The 14,216-nt window shown below is 40.5% G+C and carries 10 protein-coding genes and 1 other annotated feature; all 10 genes read right to left on the bottom strand.

What is annotated here, in order from left to right:
* Positions 1-77 precede the first annotated feature (77 nt).
* The 10 genes from fusA to rplA all read right to left on the bottom strand — a co-directional run bounded on the left by fusA (position 78) and on the right by rplA (position 14,149).
* On the bottom strand, positions 78-2,156 hold the full coding sequence (fusA, locus tag MUN87_RS14340) for an elongation factor G (RefSeq protein ID WP_244741177.1): 2,079 nt from the start codon (positions 2,154-2,156) through the stop codon (positions 78-80).
* A 42-nt stretch (positions 2,157-2,198) separates the two neighbouring features.
* Positions 2,199-2,669: a 30S ribosomal protein S7 gene (gene rpsG / locus MUN87_RS14335; RefSeq protein WP_244721607.1), complete on the bottom strand. Its 471-nt coding sequence runs from the start codon at positions 2,667-2,669 to the stop codon at positions 2,199-2,201.
* Between the two features lie 40 nt (positions 2,670-2,709).
* Positions 2,710-3,129 carry a 30S ribosomal protein S12 gene (gene rpsL, locus MUN87_RS14330; RefSeq protein ID WP_244721610.1) on the bottom strand — a complete coding sequence of 140 codons (420 nt, stop codon included), beginning with the start codon at positions 3,127-3,129 and terminating at the stop codon, positions 2,710-2,712.
* Between the two features lie 101 nt (positions 3,130-3,230).
* The gene (locus tag MUN87_RS14325) at positions 3,231-3,482 is read right to left on the bottom strand and encodes a 50S ribosomal protein L7ae-like protein (protein WP_244741175.1); all 252 of its coding nucleotides are present in this window, start codon (positions 3,480-3,482) and stop codon (positions 3,231-3,233) included.
* A gap of 189 nt (positions 3,483-3,671) precedes the next feature.
* On the bottom strand, positions 3,672-7,283 hold the full coding sequence (rpoC, locus tag MUN87_RS14320) for a DNA-directed RNA polymerase subunit beta' (protein ID WP_244741173.1): 3,612 nt from the start codon (positions 7,281-7,283) through the stop codon (positions 3,672-3,674).
* A gap of 123 nt (positions 7,284-7,406) precedes the next feature.
* Positions 7,407-10,949, bottom strand: coding sequence for a DNA-directed RNA polymerase subunit beta (gene rpoB, locus MUN87_RS14315; protein WP_244741171.1), 3,543 nt, complete (start codon positions 10,947-10,949; stop codon positions 7,407-7,409).
* Between the two features lie 466 nt (positions 10,950-11,415).
* Complete coding sequence (locus tag MUN87_RS14310; RefSeq protein WP_244741169.1) at positions 11,416-12,012, bottom strand: class I SAM-dependent methyltransferase; 597 nt, start codon at positions 12,010-12,012, stop codon at positions 11,416-11,418.
* 257 nt (positions 12,013-12,269) lie between these two features.
* Positions 12,270-12,632 (bottom strand): 50S ribosomal protein L7/L12, encoded by a 363-nt coding sequence (gene rplL / locus MUN87_RS14305; RefSeq protein ID WP_244741167.1) that lies wholly within the window; start codon positions 12,630-12,632, stop codon positions 12,270-12,272.
* A gap of 66 nt (positions 12,633-12,698) precedes the next feature.
* Positions 12,699-13,199: a 50S ribosomal protein L10 gene (gene rplJ, locus MUN87_RS14300; RefSeq protein WP_244741165.1), complete on the bottom strand. Its 501-nt coding sequence runs from the start codon at positions 13,197-13,199 to the stop codon at positions 12,699-12,701.
* 34 nt (positions 13,200-13,233) lie between these two features.
* Positions 13,234-13,393: a sequence feature (ribosomal protein L10 leader region), on the bottom strand.
* A gap of 60 nt (positions 13,394-13,453) precedes the next feature.
* Positions 13,454-14,149, bottom strand: coding sequence for a 50S ribosomal protein L1 (rplA, locus tag MUN87_RS14295; protein ID WP_244741163.1), 696 nt, complete (start codon positions 14,147-14,149; stop codon positions 13,454-13,456).
* Positions 14,150-14,216: the final 67 nt, after the last annotated feature.

Here is a 14,216-nt window from a genome sequence, read left to right as displayed (position 1 = left end):
TTCATGTATCTTGGCTCAGATTATAAGTAATCCAAGCCTATAATACAAGTTATACGTTAGATTGTGAAAAAAATCAATTATTCACCAGCATTTTTCTTGATAATTTCTTCAGAAATGCTCTTCGGTACTTCTTCATAATGATCAAAGTGCATAGTATAAGTACCACGACCTTGTGTATTAGAACGAAGTGAAGTAGCATAACCAAACATTTCTGCTAGTGGAACGAATGCTTTAACTACTTGTGCAGGTCCGCGTGCTTCCATACCTTCAACGCGTCCACGACGAGAAGTTACATCACCCATAATGTCACCCATGTATTCTTCAGGAATAACAACTTCTACTTTCATCATTGGTTCCAACAGAACTGGGTTACATTTGTTTTTAGCTGCTTTAAGCGCCATAGACGCCGCTACTTTAAATGCTGTTTCGTTAGAGTCAACATCGTGATAGCTTCCATCATATAGTGTCGCTTTAACATCGATTAGTGGATAACCAGCTACTACGCCGTTTTCCAATGATTCTTTGATACCTTGTTCAACAGATGGGATGTACTCACGTGGTACAACACCACCAGTAATTTTATTTACGAATTCATATCCTGCGCCTTCTTCGTTAGGTTCAAATTTAACCCAAACGTGACCAAATTGACCACGACCACCAGATTGGCGAACGAATTTACCTTCCACTTCCGCAGAACCACGGAATGTTTCACGGTAAGATACTTGTGGTGCACCTACGTTAGCTTCTACTTTGAACTCACGTTTCATACGATCCACAATAATATCAAGGTGAAGCTCACCCATACCAGAAATGATCGTCTGACCAGTTTCTGTGTTTGTTTCTGTCTTGAATGTTGGATCTTCTTCTGCAAGTTTACCTAATGCTATTGACATTTTATCTTGGTCAGCTTTCGATTTAGGCTCGATTGCTACAGAGATAACTGGATCTGGGAAATCCATAGATTCTAGAATTACTAGGCTTTTCTCATCACATAGAGTATCACCAGTACTAGTATCTTTCAGACCAACTGCGCCAGCTATATCCCCTGCATAAACTTCTGAAATTTCTTCACGAGAGTTAGCGTGCATTTGCAGGATACGTCCTACACGTTCACGTTTATCTTTCGTGGAGTTTTTCACGTATGAACCAGACTTTAATGTACCAGAGTACACGCGGAAGAATGTAAGCTTCCCAACAAAAGGATCTGTTGCTACTTTAAATGCTAAAGCCGAAAACGGTTCTTTATCATCAGGCTTACGAACTACTTCTTCTTCTGTTTGTGGTATATGACCTTCAATTGGAGGGATGTCTAATGGTGATGGTAAATAATCAACAACACCATCAATTAGTAATTGAACCCCTTTGTTTTTGAAAGCAGAACCACAGAATACTGGGTAAAATTCTACACTTAAAGTGGCTTTACGAATCGCTACTCTTAGTTCGTCATTAGAAAATTCTTCACCTTCTAAATAACGTTCCATTAGATCTTCATCTAATTCTGCAACTGATTCGATTAAATTAGTACGGTATTTTTCCGCTTGTTCTTTGTATTCATCAGGAATTTCTTTCGCTTCAGCACGAGTTCCTAAATCATCCAGGTAGTAGTATGCTTCCATTGAGATTAGGTCGATGATTCCTTCGAATTCATCTTCCGCACCAATTGGAAGTTGTACAGGGTGAGCATTTGCTCCAAGACGATCTCCGATTGTACTAACGGAGTAAAGGAAGTCTGCACCGACTTTATCCATTTTGTTAACAAATACAACACGTGGAACACCGTATGTTGTAGCTTGGCGCCACACTGTTTCAGTTTGTGGTTCTACACCAGACTGAGCATCTAGTACCGCTACCGCACCATCAAGTACACGTAATGAACGTTCAACTTCTACTGTGAAGTCTACGTGTCCCGGTGTATCGATGATGTTAATGCGGTGACCTTTCCATTGTGCAGTTGTTGCTGCAGATGTAATGGTAATACCGCGTTCCTGTTCCTGCTCCATCCAGTCCATTTGAGAAGCACCTTCGTGTGTTTCCCCAATTTTATGGATACGTCCAGTATAGAATAAAATACGTTCTGTTGCAGTTGTTTTACCAGCATCGATGTGAGCCATGATACCGATATTACGCGTATTCTCCAAGGAGAACTCTCTAGGCATGAATCTTTCTCCTTCCTACTTAAAGAATTGTTATTTTGATGATTACCAACGATAGTGAGCGAAAGCTTTGTTTGCTTCTGCCATTTTGTGCATATCTTCGCGTTTTTTAACAGATGCACCTGTATTGTTTGAAGCATCTAGGATTTCATTCGCTAAACGCTCTTCCATTGTTTTCTCACCGCGTAGACGAGAATAGTTCACGATGTAACGTAAACCTAATGCTTGACGACGTTCTGGTCTAACCTCAACTGGTACTTGGTAGTTAGATCCACCAACACGACGAGCGCGTACTTCAAGTACTGGCATAACGTTTTTCATCGCTTGTTCAAAAGCGTCCATAGCGTTTTGACCACTACGCTCTTGAACTAATTCAAACGCACGGTAAAGAATTTTTTGTGCTTTACCTCTTTTTCCGTCGATCATAATTTGATTGATCAAACGTGTAACAAGTTTAGAATTGTATAACGGATCTGGTAAGACATCACGCTTTGCTACTGGTCCTTTACGTGGCATATCTTTCCCTCCTTCCTATGATGTTCTCAATCATATAAAATTATTTTTTTGCCTTAGGCTTCTTCGCACCGTATTTAGAACGGCCTTGCATACGTCCTTCAACACCTGAAGTGTCAAGCGCACCACGAACGATGTGATAACGTACCCCTGGTAAGTCTTTTACACGACCACCACGAATTAACACAACACTGTGCTCTTGTAAATTGTGACCAATACCAGGAATATAAGCAGTTACCTCGATTTGGTTAGACAAACGTACACGAGCATATTTACGAAGTGCAGAGTTCGGTTTCTTAGGAGTTAACGTACCTACACGAGTACAAACACCACGTTTTTGTGGAGCGTTTTGATCAGTCGCAAGTTTTTTACGGCTGTTATACCCTTTATTTAAAGCAGGTGAGTCAGATTTCTTTGATTTAGAAACACGACCTTTACGCACTAATTGATTAATAGTTGGCATGTGATTTTCCTCCTCTCTATTCCATTCATGTAATACCACACATCCAGGTGGTTCATAAAAGAGCAAAAAACAAAGTCTTCGCAAAAATAAATGCCAAAACTTTATTGTTTGATCGCCACAGTTGCTGCACCGACATCAATTCCACAAGCTTTTCCTAGTTTTTTCATAGAATCCACAAAGAAACAAGGAACCTGATGATCAGATGCTACTTGTGTAATCTTACTAGTTATATGCGGGTCTGCATCACTAGCAATAATTACTTCTTTTGCATAACCATTTTTGATGGCTTTTAAAACTTGTTTTGTTCCGATTATCGATTCAGAATTTACCTGTGCCACTTTTTCATAAGACATTTAAATATCCTCCAAAGTAACAAGGATAACGGAAGCACCTTAAATATATTATCATCACCCATTTTCAATGTCAACTTATTATTGAAAAAATCAATATAAATTTAAGGTGTTTCGTCTATACCTTGTCTATATCAAGTAAATGGTAAAGATCGGATTATCTGCTGAACCACAGATAATCCGAATACTTTATTATTGAATGACCTCTTCAGAGTCTGTCTCTTCTACTTGGTTCGGATCTTGTGCAAGTTTTTCCTGGATGCGTCGATATCGTTGCATACCTGTACCTGCAGGGACCAATTTACCAATGATAACATTCTCTTTAAGTCCTAGTAATTCATCTCGTTTACCTTTAATTGCTGCATCTGTTAAGACTCTTGTAGTCTCCTGGAAGGAAGCAGCTGATAAGAAGGAGTCTGTTTCAAGAGATGCCTTCGTAATACCTAACAGTACTGGTCGACCTACTGCAGGCTGACCACCTGTAAGTAACGATTGTTTGTTGGCATCTTTGAACTGGTGAATTTCGAGCAATGATCCAGGTAATACTTCTGTATCTCCGGAATCTGCAACACGAACTTTACGAAGCATCTGACGAACCATTACTTCCACGTGTTTATCACCAATTTCTACCCCTTGCATACGGTATACCTTCTGTACTTCTTTCAACAGGTAAGACTGTACGCCATCGATACCTTGAACTTTTAATAACTCTTTCGGATCAATAGAACCTTCTGTCAACGCCTGACCAGCTTCGACTTCTTCACCGATAGAGACTTTAAGTCTTGAACCGTATGGTGCGGTGTACGTTTTTGTTTCAACTTGACCACGTACAACAATTTCTTGCTTATCTTTCACTTCTGTAACGTCTTCGACAGTACCGAAGATTTCAGAAATGACTGCCTGACCTTTCGGATTACGCGCTTCAAAGATCTCTTGGATACGCGGTAAACCTTGCGTGATATCACTACCTGCTACCCCACCTGTGTGGAATGTACGCATGGTTAACTGTGTACCAGGCTCACCGATAGATTGTGCCGCGATAATACCTACCGCTTCACCTACTTCGACTTCTTCACCTGTAGCTAGGTTGCGACCGTAACATTTCTTACAAGCACCGTGCTTGGTGTTACATGTAAAGACAGTTCTTATGATTACATCTTCAATGTCTGCTTCCACAATTTCCTTGGCAGCATCTTCAGAGATCACTTCATTTTTCTCAACGATGATTTCTCCTGTTTCAGGATGTTTCACGTTCTGGAATGCTGTTCTTCCGATTAGTCGGTCAATCAATGGTTCGATCATTTCAGGACCCTCTTTAATAGCTGATACCGTTAATCCACGATCTGTTCCACAATCTTCCTCACGAATAATTACATCCTGCGCAACGTCAACAAGTCGTCTTGTTAAGTAACCAGAATCGGCTGTCTTAAGTGCCGTATCAGCAAGACCTTTACGTGCACCGTGCGTAGAAATAAAGTACTCGAGTACAGTTAAACCTTCACGGAAGCTTGATTTGATCGGTAACTCAATAATTCGACCAGCCGGGTTGGCCATTAGACCACGCATACCTGCAAGCTGGGTAAAGTTAGATGCGTTACCACGGGCACCTGAATCACTCATCATGAAAATAGGGTTTCGTGGATTCAAGGATTTCATTAATTTTTCCTGAATGGTGTCTTTCGCTTGAGACCACACGGAAATAACACGGTCATAACGCTCTTCATCCGTAATTAAACCTCTGCGGAATTGCTTCAATACTCTATCTACTTTGGCTTGTGCTTCATTGAGAATTTCTTCTTTTTCTGAAAGCACAACGATATCAGATACACCAACCGTAATACCTGCTTTAGTAGAGTACTTAAAGCCTAGGTCTTTCATACGGTCAAGCATTTTGGAAGTTTCGCTGATTTTGAATTTCTTAAATACTTCAGCAATAATATCTCCAAGAATACCTTTCTTGAATGGTAAGATGATATCGCGTTTGGCAATCTCTTCTCTAACATTTACTCCTGCTTCAACAAAATACTTATCTGGTGTTGCTATTTCTAAGTTTTCCTGTGTCGGTTCATTCATGTAAGGGAATGATTCCGGAAGCATGTTATTAAAGATTAGCTTACCAACCGTTGTAATCATTAATTTACCGCGTTGTTCATCTGTGAATGCCTCTTTATTAAGAGAAGACGGCTGAATAGCTACACGTGTATGCAAGTGTACGAAACCATTCTGATAGGCGATTAATGCTTCGTTTAAGTCTTTAAACACCATACCTTCACCAATAGCATTCTCACGCTCAAGTGTTAGATAATAGTTACCAAGTACCATATCCTGAGATGGCGTAACAACTGGTTTTCCATCTTTCGGGTTCAGAATGTTTTGTGCAGCTAGCATTAAAATACGAGCCTCTGCTTGTGCTTCTGCTGATAATGGTACGTGTACCGCCATTTGGTCACCATCGAAGTCAGCATTGTATGCCGTACATACTAATGGGTGAAGACGGATTGCGCGACCTTCTACCAATGTAGGTTCAAATGCTTGAATACCTAAACGGTGCAGTGTAGGTGCACGGTTTAATAGAACTGGGTGTTCTTTAATCACATCTTCAAGCACATCCCAAACTTCCTCGTGAAGACGTTCAATTTTACGTTTTGCAGATTTAATATTGTGAGCTAATCCTCGCTCTACTAGCTCTTTCATAATAAACGGCTTAAACAGTTCTACTGCCATTTCTTTCGGTAAACCACATTGATACATTTTCAGGTGTGGTCCAACGACGATAACAGAACGACCAGAATAGTCTACACGTTTACCTAACAAGTTCTGACGGAAACGACCTTGCTTCCCTTTCAGCATGTGAGAAAGAGATTTAAGCGGGCGATTACCAGGACCTGTTACAGGACGTCCGCGACGACCGTTATCGATTAATGCATCGACAGCTTCCTGCAGCATACGTTTTTCGTTTTGAACAATAATGCTTGGTGCGCCTAAATCAAGTAATCTTTTTAGACGGTTGTTACGATTAATAACACGGCGATATAAGTCATTTAAATCAGATGTGGCAAAACGTCCACCATCTAATTGTACCATTGGTCGTAATTCTGGCGGGATAATCGGAAGAACGTCCATGATCATCCAGCTTGGATCATTACCTGAATTACGGAACGCCTCTAATACTTCCAGACGCTTAATCGCTCTGGTTCTACGCTGACCTTGCGCAGATTTTAATTCTTCACGAAGCAATTCCACTTCTTTTTCAAGATCAATGTCCTGAAGAATTTTCTTAATTGCCTCTGCACCCATTTGGGCTTTGAATGTACTACCATATTTATCGCGATATGCGCGGTATTCTTTTTCAGATAATAGCTGCTTCTTCTCTAATGCTGTATCCCCTGCATCCGTAACGATGTATGCAGCAAAGTAAATTACTTCTTCCAGCGCTCTTGGGGACATGTCTAATACTAGCCCCATTCGGCTTGGGATCCCTTTGAAATACCAGATGTGGGATACTGGTGCTGCTAACTCAATGTGGCCCATGCGCTCACGACGCACTTTTGCTTTTGTCACTTCTACTCCACAACGATCACAGACTACACCTTTATATCGTACACGTTTGTACTTACCGCAATGACATTCCCAGTCTTTTTGCGGACCGAAGATACGTTCACAGAACAAACCATCTTTTTCCGGTTTTAATGTACGGTAGTTGATGGTTTCCGGCTTTTTCACTTCACCAAATGACCAAGAACGGATCTTGTTTGGTGACGCTAAACCAATTTTCATAAATTCAAAATTATTTACATCTAACAAGGGGTAGACCTCCCTTTTAGTCTTTGGGTTTTCGTTCGTTTATGTTAATAGACAATTCGTACCCGATCAGTCTTGCCTAACAAGATTAACCGGGTTTGAATTGGTAGCTTCTATTTCTGCTTATCAGCTGGTTGTTTCTTCTATTTCTAAGTTGAAGTTATCTGCTGATTGCCCGTCATCTTCATCTTCATCACGAAGTTCGATCTCTTGTTCATCGCCAGATAGCATTTTGACATCCATACCTAAACTCTGTAATTCTTTGATTAATACTTTGAAAGACTCAGGAATTCCAGGTTCAGGAACATTGTCACCTTTCACAATGGCTTCATACGTCTTCACACGTCCAACGGTATCATCCGATTTAACGGTTAAGATTTCTTGCAGTGTATAGGCTGCACCGTATGCTTCTAATGCCCATACCTCCATCTCACCAAAACGCTGACCACCAAATTGTGCTTTACCACCTAGTGGTTGTTGTGTAACAAGTGAGTAAGGACCTGTTGAACGAGCGTGTAATTTATCATCAACCATGTGAGCAAGTTTGATCATATACATGACACCGACAGATACACGGTTATCAAACGGTTCACCTGTTCTTCCGTCATACAGAATTGTTTTCGCATCACGTGGTAAACCTGCTTCTTCAAGCGTCTCCCAAACATCTTCTTCACGAGCACCATCAAATACAGGTGATGCGACATGAATACCTAATTGTCTGGCAGCCATACCTAAGTGCAATTCAAGCACTTGTCCGATGTTCATACGAGATGGTACCCCTAATGGATTCAACATAATGTCGATTGGTGTACCGTCAGGTAAGAACGGCATATCTTCTTCCGGTAAAATTTTGGAGATAACACCTTTGTTACCGTGACGACCGGCCATCTTATCCCCTTCGTGAATCTTACGTTTCTGAACGATATAGGCACGAACTAATTGATTTACACCAGGTGGTAATTCATCACCATCAGCACGATTGAAGATCTTCACATCTAATACAATACCGCCTGCACCGTGTGGTACTCGCAGCGATGTATCACGAACTTCACGAGCTTTCTCACCGAAAATAGCATGTAATAATCGTTCTTCCGCAGATAGTTCTGTTACCCCTTTAGGTGTTACTTTACCTACTAATAAATCGCCATCTTCCACTTCCGCACCGACACGAATAATACCCCTTTCATCCAGGTCACGTAGTGCATCTTCCCCGACGTTCGGAATGTCACGTGTGATTTCCTCTGGTCCTAGTTTCGTATCACGCGCTTCAGATTCATATTCTTCAATGTGGATCGACGTATACACATCATCTTTAACAAGGCGTTCGCTCATAATGATGGCATCCTCGTAGTTATAACCTTCCCATGTCATAAATCCGACAAGAACGTTTTGACCTAGTGCCAATTCGCCTTTTTCCATTGATGGACCGTCAGCTAATATTTCGCCTTTCGTTACACGATTACCTTTAGCAACGATAGGGCGTTGGTTATAACAAGTACCCTGGTTAGAACGGATGAATTTCTGCAGACGGTAACGGTCCAGGTCACCTTCTACTTCTCTTCCATCCACTTCGGTAATGCGGCGAACTAATACTTCTTTCGCTTCTACTCTTTCCACAATACCTTCGTGTTTACAGATTACCGCAGCACCAGAGTCTTTCCCTGATACATATTCCATACCAGTACCTACAATTGGTGACTTCGGCTGCATAAGTGGTACAGCCTGACGCTGCATGTTCGCACCCATTAACGCACGGTTGGAGTCATCGTTCTCCAAGAACGGAATACATGCCGTTGCGGCTGAAACAACCTGCTTAGGCGATACATCCATGTAGTCAAGTTTTTCGCGATTAACGATCGTGTTTTCACCACGGAACCTAGCAATAACTTCCTCATCTGAAAACGTGCCATCTTCGTCTAGTTTCGCGTTCGCTTGGGCTACTACATAGTTATCTTCTTCATCAGCAGTCAAGTAATCCATTCGTTCCGTAACACGACCTGTTTCAGGATCTACCCTGCGGTATGGTGTTTCAATGAAACCAAATTTGTTTACTTTCGCATAAGAAGACAAGGAGTTAATCAACCCGATGTTCGGTCCCTCAGGCGTTTCGATCGGACACATACGACCGTAGTGAGAATAGTGAACGTCACGCACTTCAAAACCAGCACGTTCACGCGTTAAACCACCTGGCCCTAGAGCAGACAAGCGTCGCTTATGTGTTAGTTCTGCTAATGGATTGGTTTGATCCATAAACTGTGATAATTGTGAACTACCAAAGAACTCTTTAATAGACGCAATCACAGGTCGAATATTAATAAGTTGTTGCGGTGTGATCGAAGAAGTGTCCTGAATCGACATTCTTTCACGAACAACACGCTCCATACGGGATAAACCGATACGGAATTGGTTTTGTAACAATTCACCTACTGAACGAAGGCGACGATTACCAAGGTGGTCAATATCATCTGTGTCGCCTACCTGGTGAAGAATGTTAAAGAAATAACTGATTGCTGACAAAATATCAGCAGGCGTAATATTTTTAATTCCACTGTCTACGTTACAGTTACCTAACACCGTTAGTGTTCTTTCGCCTTCAGGGTCAGTCGGGTCCATAATCTTAATTGATTGTACACTGATCGGATCCTCTACCACACCTTCATGAGGCTCTATCACTCTCTCACCGAAACGATTTTCGTCTGAGTCTAGTATTGGTAAAATTTTATCTAATAATCGTCTATCTAATTTATCACCTTTATTTGCGATTACTTCTCCTGTTTCAGGATCAACAAGTGGCTCTGCCAGGATTTGATTAAATAAACGATTTTTCAAATGTAATTTTTTATTGATTTTATATCGACCAACGTGTGCCAAGTCATATCTCTTTGGATCAAAGAATCTGGAGACCAATAGACTTTTAGCATTTTCTACAGTTGGTGGTTCTCCCGGGCGAAGGCGCTCATATATTTCTAATAACGCTTTTTCGCTTGTTTCTGTATTATCTTTTTCAAGGGTGTTTTTTAAGTAATCATTCTCTCCGAATAAATCCAGAATTTCCTGGTCATCCCCAAAACCTAATGCTCTCAAAAGGACTGTTATCGGCAGCTTTCTTGTACGGTCAATTCTGACATGCACAACATCCTTAGCGTCTGTTTCAAATTCTAACCAAGCACCTCTGTTAGGGATAACCGTAGCACCATAGCCACGTTTACCGTTTTTATCAATTTTAGAGTTGAAATAAACACTTGGCGAACGAACAAGCTGTGAAACAATAACACGTTCTGCACCATTAATAACAAAAGTACCTGTTTCCGTCATTAATGGGAAATCACCCATAAACACTTCTTGTTCTTTCACTTCGCCTGTTTCGTTATTTAATAAACGAACCTTTACTCGTAGAGGAGCGTTATAGGTTACATCTCTTTCTTTGGATTCATCTACCGGATACTTAGGTTCTCCCAGACTGTAATCTACAAATTCCAAAGATAAATTTCCGGCGAAATCTTCAATCGGCGAAATATCCTGGAACATTTCTCGTAAACCTTCGTCTAAGAACCATTGATAAGATGCGGTTTGAATCTCAATTAAATTCGGTAATTCTAAAACCTCGCTGATACGCGCGTAACTTCTGCGCTGGCGGTGTCGACCATATTGAACTAGTTGACCTGTCAACTGATTCACCCCTCGATCAATATTAAAGATAGTTGCTATAAAAATAGCACAAATGAAACCACACTTACTATTTATACAAAACTTAACTATAGGCATTTGACATTTTTCTATAGATCGTATAAATTTAGTAAGTGTTATACACTTGTTCGGTTAACATACCGAACAAACCTGCGATCATGTCTGACACAGATTTATATATAGACATCTGCTAGAGCAAATGTTATTCAATTACTAGTATAATGCTGTGGAAAATAATTAAAAGGATTCCTAAAAAGGCAATGTAGATCATGTCTATTAGCTAATAGCCGTTGATAGTAACAACAAAGATGCCAAGTAAAAAATAGTTCATGTTGAATAGTTTTACCTATTTTTCAAAAAAATATACATTTTTCAACATTTTCTCTTGACAAACCTTCCGTCCTATTGGCATTTTTCAATATTATCACAATTGCTAGGCGGAGTCAAATTATTTTGCACAAAAAATAAAATATCCTTTATCCTTTGCTACAACCGCAACCTCATTGAATAATTCTTCTAATTTTTTCTTGGCAGAAGGTGCGCCTTGCTTCTTCTGGATGACAACCCACAACTCTCCATTTGGTAATAATGATTGTTTGGCTTCTTCAAAGATTTGATGCACTATTTGTTTGCCTGCACGTATTGGCGGATTAGTTAGAATCGCTGCGAATTTCTGATCTGATACACCAGCCAGAATATCACTTTCTTTGAACAATACATTGTCTATACGATTCTGTTCGGCGTTTTGTCGTGCCAACTGAAGTGCCCGTTGATTCACATCAACCCCCAGCACTTTTCTTTCTGGAAAACTGGCAGCAAGCGCAATCGTGATCGGTCCATATCCGCAGCCAACATCTAAAAGAGCACCACCTGCTTCAGGGAGCACAAACGATTCGATTAACACACGCGAACCATAGTCGACTTCATGCTTAGAAAAGACCCCGTTATCTGTTGTAAATCGAAAGGTACGATCTCTTAATTCAAATCGCCACGTCTTCGGATCACTGACCACATCTGGTGATTGCGAAAAATACTGATCCATCATTTCCACCTACTCTCGTTCATTATCTGTTACTAATCATATATTGATACAAACCTTACTTTCTATACACACAACAACGCTAGCACTATTTCTATCAACAAAGTGAGATGTCAGCAAGTTATCCCTCACTTAACTTCTTATTTATCTCTCGAATCTTGAAGTGGGGTATTACGGACAGTTAGCGCCTTGATAAATGTCTATTGATTATACTCAAAAGAAAAGCCCGCCATTTTCATAGCGAGCTTTTCTCAGAGTATTACTTATTTTACTTCTACAGAAGCTCCTGCTTCTTCTAACTTAGCTTTCATTTCTTCAGCATCTTCTTTGCTTACGCCTTCTTTGATAGCGCCAGGTGCGTTATCAACTAAGTCTTTCGCATCTTTAAGTCCAAGACCAGTGATTTCACGAACTGCTTTAACAACTTTGATTTTAGAAGATCCAGCACTTTCAAGTACTACATCAAATTCAGTTTGTTCTTCAGCTGCTTCTCCACCAGCTGCACCTGCTGCTGCTACTGGAGCTGCTGCAGTTACACCAAATTCTTCTTCAATTGCTTTTACTAGATCGTTTAATTCAAGAACGGACATTTCTTTGATTGCTTCAATAATTTGCTCATTAGACATGTTCATTTCCTCCTAATTTTTATATTATTTTACGAACATTGTTTGACTGTTGAAAAGCGTTGCTGCTTATGCACCTTGCTCTTCTTTTTGCTCTGCAACTGCTTTTGTTGCATAAGCGAAGTTTCGTACTGGTGCTTGTAGTACGCTGAGTAGCATAGAAACCATTCCTTCGTAGTTTGGAAGGTTTGCAAGTTCTTTGATCTGGTCAAGAGATGCAACAGATCCTTCTACCACGCCGCCTTTGATTTCTAACGCTTCGTGGTCTTTTGCGAAGTTACCTAAAACTTTCGCAGGAGCCACTACATCGTCTTTACTGAATGCGATCGCTGTTGGGCCAACTAAGATATCATTTAGCTCAGTAAGTTCAGCCTCTTCTACAGCACGGCGAGTCATCGTGTTTTTGTACACTTTGAAGTCTACACCCGCTTCACGTAGTTGTGTACGCAATTCTGTAACTTCTGAAACGTCAAGACCTCGGTAATCTACAAGGATTGTTGATTGACTTTCACGAAGTTTTTCTGCGATTTCAGAAACGACTTGTTTCTTTTGCTCAATAATCTTTGACATGATTCCACCTCCTAGAACGCGATCATTATACCGCCGAATACGAAATAAACCTCCATATCTTGTAGACATGGAGGTTTAGACTATTACAGAATGACCCTTCTAAGAAAGGATTCCTGTTATTTATCCAGACACACCTCGGCAGGAAATTAAGCTCGTTGAGCACCTACTGTCTACGGTATAATGTTATATTTCATTTTTATAGTCAACTTGACCAAGAATTATTATATATAATTCAATCAATTATGTCAAGCTAATTATTTTACATATCCACTAGCATCTACTTTTACGCCAGGTCCCATAGTAGAAGACACTGCAACGTTACGGATATACGTACCTTTAGCAGCTTGCGGCTTCACTTTAACTACAGTATCAGCAAGAGCGTTGAAGTTCTCAACTAGTTTGTCTAAATCGAAAGATACCTTACCAATTGGTACGTGAATATTTGATTGCTTATCCACACGGTATTCTACTTTACCAGCTTTGATTTCGTTCACAGCTTTTTCTACTTCGAATGTTACTGTTCCTGTTTTAGGGTTTGGCATAAGGCCTTTTGGTCCTAATACACGACCAAGCTTACCTACTTCTGCCATCATGTCAGGAGTTGCAACTACTACATCAAACTCAAACCAACCTTGGTTGATTTTGTTGATTAGTTCCTGGTCTCCTACATAGTCAGCTCCAGCAGCTTCTGCTTCTTTCGCTTTTTCACCTTTCGCAAATACAAGAACCGTTTGAGTCTTACCAGTTCCGTGTGGCAATACCATTGCTCCACGGATTTGCTGATCTGCTTTCTTCGGGTCTACCCCTAAACGAAATGCAGCCTCTACTGTTTCATCAAAATTCGCTGTAGCAGCTTTTTGAACTAATTCTAAAGCTTCTTTAGCATCATACGCAGTTGAACGATCAACAAGTTTTAATGCTTCTTGTTGTTTTTTTGTTTTCTTTGCCATTATTAATTTCCTCCTTCTGTGGTTTTAACGGTTATACCTCCCACTTTCAAAAGCGGACAGCAACAGT

It is taken from the genome of Gracilibacillus salinarum (assembly GCF_022919575.1).
Taxonomy (GTDB): Bacteria; Bacillota; Bacilli; order Bacillales; family Amphibacillaceae; genus Gracilibacillus; species Gracilibacillus salinarum.
Note: the sequence above shows the minus strand (reverse complement) of the source record. Positions and strands in the feature narration are given on the sequence as shown.